At 36.0% G+C, this 16,683-nt stretch carries 15 protein-coding genes; 11 read left to right on the top strand and 4 right to left on the bottom strand.

All coding sequences use genetic code 11. The features are described from left to right. The first annotated feature begins 20 nt into the window (after positions 1-20). The 3 genes from PKC21_09685 to PKC21_09675 all read left to right on the top strand — a co-directional run bounded on the left by PKC21_09685 (position 21) and on the right by PKC21_09675 (position 2,052). Complete coding sequence (locus tag PKC21_09685) at positions 21-500, top strand: hypothetical protein (protein ID HMR25609.1); 480 nt, start codon at positions 21-23, stop codon at positions 498-500. 33 nt (positions 501-533) lie between these two features. Next, positions 534-1,148 (top strand): hypothetical protein, encoded by a 615-nt coding sequence (locus tag PKC21_09680; protein ID HMR25608.1) that lies wholly within the window; start codon positions 534-536, stop codon positions 1,146-1,148. A 124-nt stretch (positions 1,149-1,272) separates the two neighbouring features. Continuing rightward, positions 1,273-2,052 (top strand): tetratricopeptide repeat protein, encoded by a 780-nt coding sequence (locus tag PKC21_09675; GenBank protein ID HMR25607.1) that lies wholly within the window; start codon positions 1,273-1,275, stop codon positions 2,050-2,052. A gap of 6 nt (positions 2,053-2,058) precedes the next feature. On the opposite strand, the gene PKC21_09670 is transcribed toward PKC21_09675, so the two are convergent. After that, on the bottom strand, positions 2,059-2,634 hold the full coding sequence (locus PKC21_09670) for a hypothetical protein (protein ID HMR25606.1): 576 nt from the start codon (positions 2,632-2,634) through the stop codon (positions 2,059-2,061). A gap of 250 nt (positions 2,635-2,884) precedes the next feature. Here PKC21_09670 and hemL point away from each other — a divergent pair, with 250 nt between their 5' ends. The 8 genes from hemL to PKC21_09630 all read left to right on the top strand — a co-directional run bounded on the left by hemL (position 2,885) and on the right by PKC21_09630 (position 9,954). Next, positions 2,885-4,174 (top strand): glutamate-1-semialdehyde 2,1-aminomutase, encoded by a 1,290-nt coding sequence (gene hemL, locus PKC21_09665; protein HMR25605.1) that lies wholly within the window; start codon positions 2,885-2,887, stop codon positions 4,172-4,174. A 42-nt stretch (positions 4,175-4,216) separates the two neighbouring features. Further along, positions 4,217-4,678 carry a YHS domain-containing (seleno)protein gene (locus PKC21_09660; protein HMR25604.1) on the top strand — a complete coding sequence of 154 codons (462 nt, stop codon included), beginning with the start codon at positions 4,217-4,219 and terminating at the stop codon, positions 4,676-4,678. A gap of 37 nt (positions 4,679-4,715) precedes the next feature. After that, positions 4,716-5,834, top strand: coding sequence for a permease (locus tag PKC21_09655; GenBank protein HMR25603.1), 1,119 nt, complete (start codon positions 4,716-4,718; stop codon positions 5,832-5,834). 75 nt (positions 5,835-5,909) lie between these two features. Next, positions 5,910-6,290: a hypothetical protein gene (locus PKC21_09650; protein HMR25602.1), complete on the top strand. Its 381-nt coding sequence runs from the start codon at positions 5,910-5,912 to the stop codon at positions 6,288-6,290. A 30-nt stretch (positions 6,291-6,320) separates the two neighbouring features. Beyond that, a complete protein-coding gene (gene atpB, locus PKC21_09645; protein ID HMR25601.1) occupies positions 6,321-7,070 on the top strand; it encodes a F0F1 ATP synthase subunit A in 750 nt (249 codons plus the stop codon). Between the two features lie 246 nt (positions 7,071-7,316). Beyond that, positions 7,317-7,655, top strand: a complete 339-nt coding sequence (locus PKC21_09640) for an ATP synthase F0 subunit C (protein HMR25600.1) — start codon at positions 7,317-7,319, stop codon at positions 7,653-7,655. Between the two features lie 184 nt (positions 7,656-7,839). Beyond that, positions 7,840-8,955: a molecular chaperone DnaJ gene (gene dnaJ / locus PKC21_09635; protein HMR25599.1), complete on the top strand. Its 1,116-nt coding sequence runs from the start codon at positions 7,840-7,842 to the stop codon at positions 8,953-8,955. A gap of 186 nt (positions 8,956-9,141) precedes the next feature. Beyond that, on the top strand, positions 9,142-9,954 hold the full coding sequence (locus PKC21_09630; protein ID HMR25598.1) for a hypothetical protein: 813 nt from the start codon (positions 9,142-9,144) through the stop codon (positions 9,952-9,954). 4 nt (positions 9,955-9,958) lie between these two features. On the opposite strand, the gene PKC21_09625 is transcribed toward PKC21_09630, so the two are convergent. The 3 genes from PKC21_09625 to PKC21_09615 are packed head-to-tail and all read right to left on the bottom strand — an operon-like array spanning position 9,959 to position 16,667. After that, positions 9,959-13,168 (bottom strand): UvrD-helicase domain-containing protein, encoded by a 3,210-nt coding sequence (locus tag PKC21_09625; protein ID HMR25597.1) that lies wholly within the window; start codon positions 13,166-13,168, stop codon positions 9,959-9,961. Then, a complete protein-coding gene (locus PKC21_09620; GenBank protein ID HMR25596.1) occupies positions 13,156-16,086 on the bottom strand; it encodes a PD-(D/E)XK nuclease family protein in 2,931 nt (976 codons plus the stop codon). Before PKC21_09620 ends, PKC21_09625 begins: the two co-directional genes overlap by 13 nt. Positions 16,087-16,094: 8 nt before the next feature. Further along, positions 16,095-16,667: a hypothetical protein gene (locus PKC21_09615; protein HMR25595.1), complete on the bottom strand. Its 573-nt coding sequence runs from the start codon at positions 16,665-16,667 to the stop codon at positions 16,095-16,097. Positions 16,668-16,683: the final 16 nt, after the last annotated feature.

The raw sequence follows: 16,683 nt of genomic DNA, 5'->3' as shown, positions 1-16,683 counted from the left end.
TTCTTTCAAAGGGGGATGACGTGGTAAAAAATATCTTAAGTTTGCTTGTCGTTGGTTTTTGTTCAGTGGGTTTTGCGCAGCAGCCGGGTCAGTATAGCATCACACAAAAAACATCTGATTTTTACCAAGCTTCATTAAGCTTAAATGAAGGTTTGGTTTTTGAACCTAGAGATGTTAGTTTTGTCAGTGGTACCATTACCTTTAAAGATACCTATTCAAAATCTCCTGATAGAGCAGAATTAATCACTGAAGCATTTGCCATTGATCTTAATGGTAAAGAAGCCCCTTTGGCAATATCAGAAGGTGAACACATTTGGGTAGAAGCAAGCATCATTCAACCCAAAAAAACTAGCAATCAAAGTTATGTTCCTTGGGAAGTTAAGCCGCAGCATCAACCAAATCCATGGGAAATAGAGCAATTCAATTTGCCTCGTCTCTATATCAAAATAACGAGCGCTTCAGGGATTGTTTTGGCAGAAGTTACAATTGAAAAAAAATAAAATTAAACAAAAAATAAGGAAGGGAAAAATAAAATGAAAAAAATAATGACAGTGTTAATCATGGTTGCTTGTACAAGCGCTTTTGCACAAGAGAGAATGGGTTTAGAACAGTTCTATCAACAAAACGGTAGCGACGCCATGCCAACACGTAATACGAACCCTATTGACTACAATGATTTGAATGATCGTCAGGATAGATGTGTAAATCCTACACAGAACAATTACAATGATGATGCCATGGGTGAAGGGCGTTACAAAAATTGGAATGAAGTTGATCCAGAAAACTGTAGCAATGACCCTGAGGCATGCAACTGTTTAAATCATGGTGATCAAAAAAATGGTCAGTTATCTGATGAACCCATTTATAGAGGAAGTGACTGCGTTCCTGTTCAAGTCTATGATTGGAATGCCGGTGAAAAAATGTGGTTTGAATCTGGTCAAGAGTACCCTCCCTACTGGTGTGAGCCAATTCAGGAAGAAACTCAGCGTGATAACTACAATGATGATGGCTTAGAGTCAGAAAACTGGAATTATGAACACCCAGACTACTGGAAAACACATAATCCAGAAGCTGGTGATCCTGATTACATCAAAAATAAAGATGATGACGGTTTACAACGCAGAGGTGGCGGCCCCAACGGCGGCTAATAGCAAGCAAAATAACCATTTTATCCGTTTAAATAAACTTAAAAAACCAGTAGAGTTTACGATTGAAACTCTGCTGGTTTTTTTTATGGGCAGGGCGGTGTATTTTTGCTATCAAAGTGGACAGATGAAAAAAGTTATTATTATAATAAGTTTGTTCAGCGTTGTTTTTTTGAGTAGCTGTGCTCAATATGCTTTTTATCTAGCAGAAAAACAACAAAGCAATAAACGCTATTTTCAAAGTGTGGCAGCGTATTTAAAATTTGCGCAAAAATATGCAGATCATAAAAAAGCAGCGCAAGCTGTTTATAGAGCAGCCAAAATTCAACAAGATATTCTTTTGGATATCAAACAAGCCCATCAAAATTACAGTATGTTGGTGGATAAGTTTCCTGTGGGCAATTACACCTTGCTGGCACAAGAAGAGATAGCGCATATACAAAAAAATATATTCAGACGTTACGATCAAGCCATTATTGAATATGAAAAGCTTTTGGATATCTCACCAGACTACCCCAACAAATATCAAGTAAAAAAAGCCATGGCAGAATGTTATAGTAAGCTTAACCAGTATGAGCAAGCTGATATAGAGTACATGGAGCTGCTTAAAGACTTCCCAAGTCAAGCTCAAAGCCAAGAAGTTTTTTTTGCCATTGCCAACAATGCCTATGTTGGCAACATGCCAAAAAAAGCCATAGAGTATTATCATAAAGTTTTAGAGCAGGCACCCAAGGATGATAAAAAAGGGGAGGCCTTATTCAATATTGCAGCTGCATATGAAGAAATGGATAATTTTGCCAAAGCTAAAAGCTTTTATTTGCAGGCTAAAAGTTTTTATCCCAATCCAGAAATTATTGATATCCGAACCAAGGCCTTGCGCAAACGTCAGAATAAAAAATTTAAATAAGCAAAACTATTCCTTAACAAAGTAGTGTTTTTGTAAATGTAAAACAATAGCATCGTATTGTTTATTGAGGGTGTTTTCAATGTCTGCTGTAACTTTTTTAAGACTTTTATTGGGCTCTTTTTTGCTGATCACATGACTTAGATGTCGCATTTGATTGCATATTGCTGCTGTAGAAAGCAGCAAAGTGTGTTCAAACTCTATACCTTTTTTACCAACCAAGGGTGCTAGACTCAACAACCTATCTTTGGTCACGCGAGCATTTTTTTCTAAGATAATTGTGGGTTGTCCTGTGCTTGAATAATCTAAAGCAGGAAAATCTTTCTGCAAACGATCCAAGTCTTTAATGATTTGACTGGCCATACTTTGCATATCCTGCATGAACGTTCTAAAAGAAGCTTGTTCTTGTTTTATCAACAAGTAATGATCTGCTAAAACCAAGCCTTTAACCCCATTGTAGAGTAAGGCATAGCCATAGTTTAACTCTTGCCTAAGAGCATCTTTTTTAGATGCAGAATGTTTTGCTGCCGCAATAAGAGAGTGAGCGTTTAACATTAAAAACACAATCAACAAACTATTTTTCATAAGCATAATTTAAGCATGTAAATTAGATAACGGCAAACAAAGTATTATAAAAAGGCTGTTCTGGCTTTGTATGGTGGGCATTAGGCTGGAATGATAATGCAATTGCTTTTTATAAAAAATTTGATGTTAAAGGAATGAAAGATTGGTTGATATTTAGAGCCGCTGTTAGCTGCTTGAAAGAGCTGTCACAAAAATTGTGGTTTTAAAATGGTTAGTTGTCACTCTCTATGCTTTTGTTTATAGTCTTTTCATGACTTTAAAAAGACCTTTATCTGAAGAATTGTTCATGTCTGCCCAAAAAATCATGCCTGGAGGGGTGAACTCACCGGTTCGTTCTTTTGCATCTGTTGGGGGACATCCTTTTTATGTAGAAAAAGGTAAGGGAGCTAAAATAACAGATGCAGATGGCAACACCTATATAGATTATGTGATGAGCTGGGGGCCTCTCATTTTTGGGCATGCGCATCCTGATATATTGGCAAAAATAGAAAAAACATTACGTAACGGTACATCTTTTGGTGCTTGTAGTGGTTTTGAAATAGAATTAGCAAAACTGGTTACACAAAGTGTCCCCAGTGTAGAAAAAGTTAGATTTGTAAACTCAGGTACAGAAGCTTGCATGAGTGCTATTCGCTTGGCACGGGGTTATACCGGACGTAAAAAAATCTTAAAATTCAATGGTTGTTACCACGGACATGCAGATGCATTTTTAGTTGAAGGGGGTTCGGGAGTAGCAACATTAGGCATTCCAGGCTCACCGGGTGTTCCAGAAGAAACGGTCAAGAACACAGTGAGTATTCCCTATAATAATTTAGAAATGGTGGAGCAAACCATTAAAACATCTCCTAAAGATTTTGCAGCTATTATTATAGAACCGGTTTCCGGTAATATGGGATTGGTAGAACCAAAACCAGGGTTTTTGCAAGGCATTAGAAAACTGTGTGATCAATACGGCATTGTTTATATTTTTGATGAGGTGATGACCGGTTTTAGAGTGCATAAACACAGCGCCCAAGGCTTGTATGATGTAAAACCTGATTTAACCTGTTTGGGTAAAATTATTGGCGGCGGTATGCCGGTGGGCGCTTATGGTGGTAAAAAAGAAATAATGGATTATGTTGCTCCAGTAGGACCTGTGTATCAAGCTGGGACATTGTCTGGTAATCCCGTATGCATGGCGGCGGGCATTAAAACCTTAAAGATGCTTAAAGATGAGAACCCTTATGAAAGCCTTGAGCATCGTAGTCGATATTTACAAGAAGAGTTAGAAAAAGAAGCAAAAAAAGCAGATGTGGCAGTCAAAGTGAACCGCGTGGGTTCAATGTTAACCCTGTTTTTTACAGAGAGTGAAGTGACAGACTTTGCAAGCAGCAAACAGAGCCATCAAGAAAAGTTCAGTAAGTACTTTCAAGCCATGTTAGGGCAAGGGGTTTATTTGCCACCCTCAGCCTTTGAGTGTTGGTTTGTCTCTACCGCCCACGATGAAACTATATTGCAACAAACCATCAGTGCGCATAGAGAAGCACTGAAAAAAATATAGAGTCAAATAATGAATATTAAACCAATCGTGTTTGTAAAGAGCATGCGCAAGAATATTGGAATAAGCATATATTTAGGGCTTTTTGCTTTCAACATGATTTATGCCAAGCAAACAGTGAGTTATTATCAAAGCAAAGGTGCATTGATTGCTGGCTATGATCCAGTGGCTTACATCAAGCAAAACAAAGCCATCAAAGGTCAAAAAGATTTTGAGTACAAATATGATGGAACTGTGATTTACTTTAGTTCTAAAGCCAATCAACAAGCGTTTATAGACAATCCAGAAGCATATTTACCCCAGTATAAAGGTTGGTGTGCCTATGCCATGGCAGATAATGGTGACTTGGTAGAAATAGATCCAGAAACATTCAAGGTAATTGATGGAAAAGTGTATCTGTTTTACAAGGGTTGGTTAGGAAACACCTTAAAAAAGTGGAATAAACAAGATGACTCTTCTCAAATTGAACAAGCCAACCAACATTGGCAACAAAAACACAAGCCATAAGTAAACTAAATTTAATAACAGTATGTAAGCAAAGACTATGGCAAAGATCAGCAGCTGCGTTGACAAGGCTAGTTTTGCGGCGTATGGTCTGAGCATGGATTGTTGCTCAACAGAAGAAAAACCAAGCAGTTGTCACCCAAGCAACAACAAGCAATCTTGGTATTCTTTTTTTAGATTAATGGTGCTTTGTGCCTGTGTATTGTACGGCGGGCATTTACTCAATCGTCTTTATTTTAATATTGATAATAAATTTGCTCATCTTCTGCATGCTTTTTATGAATTGATGAATTTAATGTCTTGGGGCATTGCCTTAGGGATTGTATTTGTGGGTTTGTTATCGTTTGTTCCTAGAGAATATGTGATCTCAGTTTTAGGCAAACCTCGGACCAAAGTTGGCTTATTGCGGGCAACATTGGCCGGCTTACTCTTGGATTTATGCAACCATGGTATTTTAATGGTGGGCATGAAGCTTTATGAACGGGGAGCAAGTCTGGGACAGACCATGGCCTTTTTAATTGCCAGTCCATGGAACTCTTTTTCTTTAACGCTTATTCTTTGGGCTTTGATGGGTTTTAAGTGGATGATGGTTTTTGTCATTCTTTCTGCGCTGATTGCTTTTGTATCTGGGATGGTTTTTGATTTATTGGAAAATAAAAGAATATTACCCTCTAACCCTCACCAAATTGAATTGGCGCCTGACTTTAAGCTCTGGACACAGTTAAAACAGGATTGGGCAGCGTATCACTTTCAATGGGAAGATGTAGGTAGAATGCTGATCAATGGCTTTAAAGATTCTAAAATGATTATCCAGTGGATTGTTTTTGGGGCGCTGCTTTCAAGTGTTATTAAAACTTATGTGCCTGCAGATATTTTTGCCCAGTACTTTGGTCCGAGTTTATTAGGCTTGGGGGCAACCCTTGTTGCTACCACGCTATTGGAAGTATGTTCAGAAGGCGCAGCACCAGTGGCCGCTGATTTTATGAGCAGAGCAGCCGCGCCAGGCAACAGTTTTACCTTTTTAATGGCCGGGGTTTCTACAGATTATACTGAGATTATGTCTTTAAAAGAAACGACAAAGTCGTGGAAAATAGCCTTATTTTTACCTTTGGTCACAGTGCCTCAGGTTTTGATCATTGGCTATTTATTAAATCAATAATATCAGCCACTTAAAAAAGAAAAAAACTTTACCTAGACTTGACGGATAATGACAGAGGCATTATGCCTAGCAGTAATGAACAAGTTGATGCACAGTGGTGCTATTGTTTTTGCTGTTTTGGCAACAACAAGTGCTTATTTTGTTTCTGGTCAAACTGCGGCCAGGTCCGTGATCTGCGGTGCTGGTCTTATGTATTTGAATTTTTTACTGTTGTTTAAAATTGGCAAAATGATTTTTATGGCCAAAAAAAGTGGTGAACAAGTCAAAGGTGGCTTTTTATTGCTATTAAAGCTTTTAGGCCTATTTGCAGGGGCGTATATTTGCCTGACTTATATGAATTTGGATGCTCTGTGGTTTGCTTTAGCAGCAACTGGAATGATCTTGACGATTACACTTTTTACAGCTAAAGAGCACACCGGAAGGCGTGAAGATTCAAATGAGTCTTTAACAGTATAATAGCTTATAAATTTTTTAAGGACGTAAAAAATGGGACATCATCCAAAAACTTGGTTTCACATTATACCTGGAGTTGATCATCATAATGTACATATGGTGACAGCAAGTTTTATTGTACTGATTTTGATAGCAGGTACTTGGATTGTATATCCAAGAGTACGAGATATTAGGGCAAACTTGGTGCCGGAAAAAAAGTTTAATTTAAAATCATTTTTTGAATTGTTGGTTGAAGTTTTAGCGGGTTTAAGTCGTGATATTATAGGGCCGCATCATTATAAGTATCTGCCTTTTGTAGGAACAATTTTTATATTTATTTTCTTTTCAAACTTGATTGGTATGGTCCCTGGGTTTTTACCACCTACAGAAAACTGGGCAACAGGTACAGCTATAGCAATTATTTCATTTATTGCTTACAACTATTTTGGTTTTTCTGAGCATGGTCCATCTTACTTAAAACATTTTTTAGCGCCAATATCTATCCAAGGTGTAAAAAGCGTAGCCTTAAAATTATTTTTAATTATTCCATTGGTGGCATTTCATTTACTGTTTGGCACAATAGAAATCATGTCAAATTTTATTCGTCCAGTGACACTTTCAGTGAGATTGTTTATTAATATTTTTGTAGATCATTTGGTTCTTGGAATTTTTTCAGGGTTAGTTCCAATCTTACTACCTATTATATTCATGGTACTGGGAATTTTTGTTTGTTTTATGCAAGCATTTATATTTACCGTTTTATCAATGGTGTATATATCTCTTGCAACGGCGCATGATCACTAATAAAAAATTTGTGGAAGGTGTGTAAGCAAAATATAAGTTTTTAAAGCTTGGGCATGCAAACATACGCATGCCTACATGTTCTGGTGAAACAGAGCATGAGACCGGTGGCCAAACGCTACAGGTCGAAAAGAAAGTCTCTCCTCGAGACTTTCCTGCGTTGGCAAAATAGGTTTGTTGAGGCGGTTTTTTAAAAAAAGGATATTACGTTAATTTTGTAATATAGAGGAAATCAAATAAGGAGAAAACATGTCAATTAAACATATTTTTGGATTGGTGTTGGTATTAGGTTTTGGTGTAGCTTTTGCTGATGATAGCGCAGCAGCTACAGAAGCAGTTAATACTGTGGCTGGATCAGCAGCAAACATGTGGTATGCAATTGCAGCAGCATTTTGTATGGGTATTGCTGCTTTTGGTGGTGCAATGGGACAGTCAAAAGCACTATCATCAGCTTTAGATGGTATAGCAAGAAACCCAGGAGCAGCTGATAAAGTATTCATGCCAATGATTGTGGGTCTTGCTTTGATCGAATCTTTGGTGTTGTTTGGTCTTGCTATTGCGTTTTTGATTTTACGTAATATTGGATAATTAACAAATCAATAAATACTAAATAAAAGCCAGCTTAAGCGCTTTATGCTCAAGCTGGCTTTTTTTATGGACTTAAGCTCTTGCAAATTAGGAAAAATGCACTATATTGTCTCATCAAAATAGATAAATCGATTTTCCTCTGGGTAGTCGCGGCGCAACCGTAGAGGAAGGTAAGGTATAGGGTATGGCGACACAACGAGATTATTACGAAATTTTATCGGTATCAAAAACAGCATCTGCAGTAGAAATAAAAAAAGCTTATCGGGTCTTGGCCCGTCAGTACCACCCTGATCTTAATCCAGATAATCAAGAAGCAGAAACCAAGTTTAAAGAATGTTCTGAAGCTTATGAAGTGTTGAGAGATGAAAAAAAACGTGCCATCTATGATCAATACGGTCATGCAGGTCTCAATCAACAAGGCTTTTCTGGCTTTAACAATATGGACGACGTTTTTTCATCCTTTGGAGATATTTTTGATAGTTTTTTTGGTGGTGGTGGTTTTTCATCTGGTTCACGGCGTAGAGGTCCAAGACGTGGCAGTGATTTGCAAGTTCAATGCAGAATAGAGTTTAAAGAAGCAGTGTTTGGCTGTGAAAAAGAAATTGAAATTGAACGTGAGGTTTCTTGTCAAACTTGTGATGGCCAAGGGCATGATAAAGAGCATGAACCTGTTGTATGTGATCAATGTCAAGGTTATGGTCAAATCCAACAAAACCAAGGCTTTATTTCTATTGCACGTACCTGCCCACAATGTAGGGGGGCAGGTAAAGTCATTACCCATCCATGCAAGGACTGCTCAGGCTCTGGCAGAAATCTTGAACGAAAAACAGTGAATGTTAATATTCCAGCAGGAGTAGAAAATGGTATGCAGGTTCGTTTAAGTGGTGAAGGTGAAGCAGGCAGCAAGGGGGGGCCAAACGGTGATTTATTTGTATTTTTAGATATTGCTGAGCATAATTTATTTGAGCGGCAAAATGAACATTTATACCGTAAGTTAGACATTGGTATGGCGCAAGCAGCCTTAGGCACAACATGCAGCGTAGAAACATTGGATGGTCATGAAGAAATTACCATTCCAAAAGCATCGCAGCCGGGAGATTTAGTGACCATCAAAGGTAAAGGCGTTCCTTATCTAAGACGCAATGGTCGTGGAAATTTATATGTGCAGTTGAATGTTAAAGTTCCAGAGCGTTTAAGCAGCAAACAAAAAGAACTCTTAGAAGCCTTTGCTAAAGAAAGCGGTGAAAAAATCACGCACAGTAAAGGTATCAAAGAAAAAATAAAAAAGACCTTTTCTTAAATACTTAGTCATAAACAAACCTAAATAGCGTGAAAAAAATGTCTCAACTCGCAATTATATTTTGCTAAGCTACTGAAAATACTGATTTTTGTGTGGCACTAAAAATGCAGACCTCTAAATTAGGCTGCTCAACCAATATTGAGATAAGTTTAAAATTAACATAGCATATATAGACTGGGGTGGGTCATGAAAACATATCAACAATTGATTATAGGGTTAATCGTTTTCGTAGCCTTTGTAGCCAATGCAAAAAGTAATTTTGATTCTGATATTGAAGAACTTTCAAATATTATTGAAGCTGTTGAGAATAAAGTTTTCAGAAATGAAAAAGCTTATCGTAAGCAGGTGGTTGATTTCATCAATAAAGCCAGTGCCATGCAATTGCAACAAGCAGAAGCTTTGCGTTACAAGTATGAAATTATTCCATACAATGATGAACAAGTGAATGCATTTAATTTGCTTGTGCTTAAAGCATTTCAAACGGAAATTAGCTTTAAAAAATCTGATGAGTCAAAAAACTTTATCGATGAAAATATGGCATTTTACACGATGATACCCACTGATGAGTACATGAACAACTTTACCCAACAAGAATTATTTTCACAAAATATGATTGATACTGAGTTAAGAAAGCTAGCTGTAAACCGAAGAACACGTTTTGGTTTTGCCTATGAAGAGTATCAGATTGATTCTTTAGGAAAATTATTATTGATGGCATTACTCAAGGCTAAAGGTTTTTATGATCCGGATATTTATTTTTCTATAGGCATAAACAAACTCAATGCCCTGGTTGACAGTGTTAATAAAGCAAAAAATAAAGAACAAATTTTGGCCTTGTTTCATATTTTTATCAATCTTTACAATCCAGATCTTTACCGTGCTGAAGAGAATAGTGTTATGCTTTCACGATTAATGCGCAATGTATGTACTATTATTGACTGTACAAGCAATTTAGAAAAAAGAGGAAGAACAAACACCAATAATGATCATAAACATTAGAAAACTAAATTTTTAAATCAACGGCATGTTGATGTCTAACAAAAAAGACAAAGGCTTGATTAAGCTGAATGTTATAATGTTTTAACGCTTCTTGGTAAGCTATAATTTGTTTTTGATAAATTAAAGCATGCTGTTCCAAATTTTTATGCTCTAGTTCATCGGTTTTATAATCAACCAAAATCCAATGCTTACCATCAAAAAATAAAAGATCAATGTACATGGAATGTGTAAGGTTATTTTGTTTTTTAATGAGTAAAGGAAACTCGGCATGGCAAATCGGTGCTTTTTTAGCCTGTAGTATAAGCTGATGGTCTAAGCACTTTTGAATTAAAGGTTGGAGTTGACTATGTTGTTTTTCATCAACAGCATGCTGCAATAAAACAGTACCAATATATTCAGGCTTAAAGTTTAATTCAGTCAGATCTTGCATAATTTTATGAAACGCACTTCCAAAAGAACTTTTTTCAATTGTGGCTAAAGACTGTTCTAAAGTATGTTTTTTTAAGGTCTCTTGCTGGCTTACAGAAACAAGTGCATTAAGCTTGGTCTGCCAATTTATTATGGATGTCATGGCTTGTTGATAATTGGAAAAAACAGTCTTAGCATCTTGTGTGATAACATCAGGATTACGATTTTGATCAGTAAACAGTGATTTTTGTATTAAATCATGATCATTCTCAATTTTAAATGGCGTAAGAAGAGATTGAGTTTGCTGTAAAATAGGCTGCAAAAGCGCATGGTAGCTGTCTTTATAATTGTTACTAGAAAACTGGCTAATCACCAAACGATCTTTGGCCCGTGTACAAGCCACATACAACAAGCGTTTTTTTTCTTGTAAAATAGAATTGCGTTCATAGTTGATCATCTGAGCGTAATCATGGGTATACATGTTTTGCCCACTATGGGTGTAGCCAAAACCATAGCGCTGAGCATGACTTTGTTTTAGAAAGTTTGGATAAGGCATAGGTTTGCTGGCCAATTGCGCCATAATCACAACAGGAAACTCAAGACCTTTAGACTTATGCATGGTCATCAGTTGAACGGCATTGATGTTTTGGGTATTGATAGCGGCTTCTGGTTGATCATGACTTTTGTCTTGATTGGATAAACACCAATGGGTGAAGTCATATAAGTGTGAAGACACCGACTGTTCATAATACTGAGTAAGAAGCATAAACTTTTCTATATTGGCATGTGCTTGAGCTTGATGCTTTCTTAAAGCCAGTGCGGGATAAACAAAAAAACGTTCTAAAATACAATCTAAAATTTCTTTAAGACTATAAGAAGCAGTTTGATGTAAGTCATGGTAGCTTTGATTTAAGCTTTGCAATGCTTTCGCTAGAGGCGGGCTTAAATTTTCTAAAGCAGTATTGTCTATATCCAATAAACAAAAATTTTGTTTTTGCTTGAATAAAGTAAACAAGTCTTGATCATCAATGGCAAGATAACAGGTCTTTAAAGCTGCGGTTAAAGCAATAGAATCCGTTGGCTGGGCCAAAGCATTTAGAATATAAATTAAACCTTCAACTTCAGATCGTTTAAAAAATGAGCGACTGCTTTGTGATAAAAAAGGAATACCATGTTTTCTCAAGTGTTCTTCTAAATAATCTAGGCCGGTACTGGTTGGGTAAATCAGCGCAATATCATTTGCTTGCGCTGGGCGATAAGACTGAGTTGTTTTATCATAGATAAAATGCTCTTGGTCTAACAAAAGTTTTTTGATGTACAGCGCTATGCATTGAGCTTCAGCTTGCAAAGATGCATGTGAATTTAGATCTTCTTGATCTTCACTGGGTTGTAAAGTAACAACGGCAGGATTTTTTCCAGTATGTGCAGGTAAGGCTTTTAAAGGGTGGTAATGCTCTTTGAGCAGATGAGAAAAACTCATATTGACCCAATCTAGAATTTTTTCTGAAGATCTAAAGTTTTGTACAATGGGTTTGTGTTGCTGCTTGCTTTTAAAATCTTGTGTTGCATGGGCATAGGTTTCTAAGCTTGCTCCCCTAAATCTGTAAATGGACTGTTTTGGGTCACCTACTATGAATGTGCTGTGCTTTAGGTCACTTTGATACAAGCCGCTGAGTAACCAAATAAGTTCTTTTTGTATGGGATCAGTATCCTGAAACTCATCAACAAAAAAACAACGGTACATGCTTTGAAAATATTGGCGGACAGAAGCATTGTCTTTAACCAAACGCAAGGATAAGAGCAGTAAATCATCAAAATCCAAGATGCTTTGCTCTTTTTTTTGTTGATCAACAAAACTGACAAAATCATTGAGCAAGAATAAGGTGTCATAGGCAATGCAATGACCCAGTTGAAGCTGCATGTTTTCTAATTGTTGTTTTAAGTGAGCAAAACTGGTTTTAATGTATTTTAAAGTTTTTTCATCAGTCCACTTTTTTTGGGCACCATCTCTGGATGATATTTTTAACTGAAACATGATGCTGCTGATATGCTCAAGCATGCTTTGCTCAGTTAAGTATTGTAGTTTATTCAACATGTGTTCAATGGCCTGATAAGCTTTATCGTCTTTGTCTTTGCAGTGCGTTATAGCTAAATCATACAGCTTTTTATAACTGCTCAACAAAGATGCAATAAAGTTTTTAGTGTTGGGCCAAGTGATGTTTTTAAGAAGCGTATGAATGAAAAAAATTCTATTATCATAGGCTTCTAGACATAAAGTTTTAATTTTTCTTAAGTCTATATCGTAAGCATTGAGACGTTGTAAAACTTGACTGGGGTGGCTTGAACTTAAATCTTCTTCACTATTTAAATCTGTTAAGCATTCATTTAAAAAAAGATTGAAACAGTTATTTAAAAAACTTTGTTGTTGGAGCGGATCTAACTGTGAAAAACCAGGGTCTAAATCAACTGCAAGAGGTTTTTGGTGCAATAAGTTTGAACAAAAAGCATGAATGGTAGAAATTGGAGCGCTGTAAACATCTTTGGCCAAGTCAGGACGTTTTTTTTCAAGCAGCAGATCATGAATTCTTTGTTTTAGTTCTAAGGCAGCTTTTTCAGTAAAGGTAATGGCCACACATTGGGCAAGAGGTACATTGTGGTTTAAGATGGTGTTGACATAACGCTGAGAGAGCAAAGTTGTTTTACCGGTTCCTGCACCAGCTTCAATAGACAGATTTTTTTGAGTGTTTTCCGTTGCAAGTAAACGAATATCATTATCTAGCGGAATAAAAGATTCTAGCCGAGACATGATTTCTCCAAGATATTAATTAGTTCCGGACTTTTTTGAATCAGCTGTGATCTTTTAACAACATTGCTTTGACAAATCATTTGATAGTCACAGAACTGACAATGTTGAGCATTGTTGCCAGGTTGCTGAAAAAAAATTCCTTGATTGATGCGCTGACTTAAAGAAAAAATAAGCTGATAAAAATCATCCAGATGTTGCTCTAGGTATTCTCCGCTAAGATGTTTTTCACTAAAGTTTTGCTTGGGATCAACACTGACCATACGCGCATGCATATTTTTTAAAGGAATATGTTTAAAGTATTTTTGGCAAAGTAAAAGATAAATCGCCATTTGTATGGTTTTGCCTTGCGCAAAATCATTGTTTTTAGCAGTAATTTTTCCTGACTTGTAATCAATAACATGCAAATGCTGTTGAGAAAGGTCAATATCTATGCGGTCAATTTTACCTCTAAAGTATAACTTTTTATTTTTATAGTTTAAGCATAAGGCTTCATCTTTAGAATAATTTTGATCTTCATAGCTGCTTTTAAATGAACCAAAACGCATCTCAAGAGCTAGAGGGTAAAAATCATTGTTGCTTAAATGTTCATAAGCGATAAAACTTTTAACTCTTTGATACAAACCAAGCTGCTCAAGGGGCCATAACGGAGGTTTTTTCAGGGTATACTTGCCATGTTGGCTATTAAGGTTTTCAAAGATTTCTTTAAGCCAAATTGTTTTTTGTTCTAAGCTTACTTTTTGTTGGTTTAAACAACGCTGATAAAATAAAAAAAGAATTTGGTGCAAAATCTCACCTTTTTCAAGGGGGTGTAAACCATAAATATCTTCTGGCCAGCTATGGTTTTGTAAATCTAAAACATCATGCAAAAAATATTGGTAAGGACAAGTTGCATAACGTTGCAATGCAGTAACAGAAAAAGTGTCGCGATTTTTTTCTGGCAGAATAGCAAGGTGGCCGCTCATAGCATCAAAGGACGGCTGCGGACTAAGGTAAGATTGCATCCAATTGATTTGCTGAGGTAACCAAGAGTTGTTTTCTGCAAAGATAAGCACTTCATCTTCTGACATACTTTTTAAATCTGAGCTAAGTTTGTTTTTTTGATAATCAATAACAGAGCTATAAATTTTTTCTATGTGTTGACTGTTGGCAGGATGAGATTCTATATAATCAAAAACAACACTTTTTTGTAAGGCTTGATCTTTAAGTTGGTCGTGTTGACCATAAAAAAGATTAGCGTTTTTACAAGAAATTAAAAGTTGTTTAAAGATAGCAATGTCTTTTTCATGTTGATAAACAATAGGAGGCTTAGCTAAGTTAGGCTTCTCAATGGTTAATAGATTCAATAGTTGATCAGGTTTAGGAAAAGCTTGTTGGTTTAAACCTAAAATATAAATATCATCAAAACTAAAAAATGCCGCATAGTCAATAGGAGCTAAAAAAACGCCGTTATCGTACATTTTTTTTGAAAGAGGATCAGAGCACTTTAAAGATAAAAACTGTTTCAAAGCAAAGACCAATGAAGAGCTTTTAAATTCAGAATTAAAACCTTCAAGTGTTTTTAAATATTTTTGTAAATCAAATAAATGTGAATGTTCTTCAGGATTAGATAAGCAGTCTTGATCTATAAAATGATTTACAAATTTGAGAAAGCTCTCAAAAAAATAATTGTAGGATAGAGTTTGCTCAAAAAGGTTGTCAATGGCTTCTAATAAATGCTTGAGCTTAGAAAATTCTTTTATCTCATTTTTTAATAAAATCTTTTGATTAAAAACATGATTTTTTTTCAGCAAAAATAAAATCTCTTTTTTAACTAAAAAATCTTTTTTGCCAGGGAAATCAAGAATCAGTTTAGTGAGGTCAGCTTGTTCTTTTTTGCTTAGATTGTATTGAATCAATAAGTTTAAAATTTTGCCCAAGTTGGTTTTTTCCATAGAGTTGCCTATGGGACAATGATACGGAATACAGTGTTGCTTAAATAAATTTTTGCACAGCTCTAGATAATGTTGATTGGGTAGCAAAACAGCAATTTTGTTTAACTGTTTTGAATTATCTTTGAGGTGTGCAAGCATGAATGTTTTTAGCGTATTAAGTTCATCTTGCTCATTGTTGCAGGTGTGAACAGGAATAGAGGGCTTAGTTTTTTGAGTATCGTCTCCCGCAATGGATTGCGAAGGTAGGGATGAAAAAATTTTGTTAGCAGGAGAGTCAGTTAACAAGTACAAGGATTTTTTTGAGAATTGTGTTTTAGACAATAAATGAGTTTGGACAGGTGAAAAGTCATAAAAACCGTAAACCAAAAGCGTATGGGGTAGTAGGCAAGCATCTGCTTTTTCTAAGCAGGAAGAAACATGCTTTAAAAAAGAATCTTGAGTATAATAATGATTGAAAAAATCTTTCTGATATTTTTTGTACAAGGCCAATAAATCTTCATGCTCATTAGGCCAATGGGAAATAGACTGTTTATCCAAGTAAGTATAGTTACTCAGAAGATTATGAATAAAAGCTGGTTTATTGTTTAAAAAATTTAGACTTGAATTAGGGACATCATAATTAAAAAAATCCTGACACAAATCATGCAATTTTAATAAGCTTAGGGTTTTATCTAAAACAGGTTTAGTTATGTTCATGCCAAGCTTTGACAAAATCATTTTTGCAAGATCAAAAAAAGTAATAAAATACAAAGGATAGTTGGGTAAAGTATCTTGGCCAAGTGAATATTTTAAGTGGTTTGCTAAAAGATTTGAATGCACCAGTATATAAGTTTTTTCTTTGTTAAGAGGCTCTCTTTTTTGCTGTAGAAGATCCTTAAACAAGGCATGTTTAAGGTCAAGGCTGTTAAAGTGGTGATAGACCTTAGCTTGACCAGCTTTTTTTTCTTCATCCAATGAAGTTTGATCAAAAAGTAAACCCTGCTGCATCATCAATCTTATGAAAGAATATGGATTAAGCGATCAATGGTTTCATGAATATCAGAGTCTTCATGATTGAGTTTGGCTAGGCGCAGCTTAGCACAGGCCAAGGCTTTAGCTCCTGTATTTTGCTCTGAAGCATACTCTTGTATTTGATCAAGAACAGCAAACAGTATGCTTTCATCTTCAATATCAAGCAAGGTCATAAGATCATCCCATGCTTTAGGTAAACCATGTTCTTCTATATACAGTAAAGCTTGTTTTTGGAATTCACGCCCGCTGGCTTGAGTGACGCTTTTCCAAGCTTTGCTTTGAGCAGGATTTTTTTTTGGTTTAAAAAGTTCGTCCAGAGCTTTTTTTGCCTGACTTTTCTTTTGCTTTTCTTGATGGGTACTCAGTTTTTTTTGTTCGTGATCAGAAGAGCGGTATGGGTTTTTACCATCTTTTTTTGCATCAATATCACGCCAAGAAGTTTTGTTTTCACGGTCTCTTTGCTTTTCTTTTTTATCAAAATAACTGCTCATGCCACCAATGTATTGAAAGTTGTCAGTAAAGTAAAGAGCTATAATTTCCTGCCATAGGCCAGGCAAGGGCCTTTTATAAGCA

The organism is Oligoflexia bacterium, from assembly GCA_035326705.1.
Taxonomy (GTDB): domain Bacteria; phylum Bdellovibrionota_G; class JALEGL01; order JALEGL01; family JALEGL01; genus JALEGL01.
Note: the sequence above shows the minus strand (reverse complement) of the source record. Positions and strands in the feature narration are given on the sequence as shown.

Coding starts and splice junctions, on each gene's coding strand:
- PKC21_09680 (HMR25608.1), top strand. CDS start 534: ATGAAAAAAATAATGACAGTGTTAATCATGGTTGCTTGTACAAGCGCT.
- PKC21_09625 (HMR25597.1), bottom strand. CDS start 13,168: ATGTCTCGGCTAGAATCTTTTATTCCGCTAGATAATGATATTCGTTTA.
- PKC21_09670 (HMR25606.1), bottom strand. CDS start 2,634: ATGAAAAATAGTTTGTTGATTGTGTTTTTAATGTTAAACGCTCACTCT.
- PKC21_09630 (HMR25598.1), top strand. CDS start 9,142: ATGAAAACATATCAACAATTGATTATAGGGTTAATCGTTTTCGTAGCC.
- PKC21_09650 (HMR25602.1), top strand. CDS start 5,910: ATGAACAAGTTGATGCACAGTGGTGCTATTGTTTTTGCTGTTTTGGCA.
- dnaJ (HMR25599.1), top strand. CDS start 7,840: ATGGCGACACAACGAGATTATTACGAAATTTTATCGGTATCAAAAACA.
- PKC21_09660 (HMR25604.1), top strand. CDS start 4,217: ATGCGCAAGAATATTGGAATAAGCATATATTTAGGGCTTTTTGCTTTC.
- PKC21_09675 (HMR25607.1), top strand. CDS start 1,273: ATGAAAAAAGTTATTATTATAATAAGTTTGTTCAGCGTTGTTTTTTTG.
- atpB (HMR25601.1), top strand. CDS start 6,321: ATGGGACATCATCCAAAAACTTGGTTTCACATTATACCTGGAGTTGAT.
- PKC21_09620 (HMR25596.1), bottom strand. CDS start 16,086: ATGCAGCAGGGTTTACTTTTTGATCAAACTTCATTGGATGAAGAAAAA.
- PKC21_09640 (HMR25600.1), top strand. CDS start 7,317: ATGTCAATTAAACATATTTTTGGATTGGTGTTGGTATTAGGTTTTGGT.
- PKC21_09655 (HMR25603.1), top strand. CDS start 4,716: ATGGCAAAGATCAGCAGCTGCGTTGACAAGGCTAGTTTTGCGGCGTAT.
- hemL (HMR25605.1), top strand. CDS start 2,885: ATGACTTTAAAAAGACCTTTATCTGAAGAATTGTTCATGTCTGCCCAA.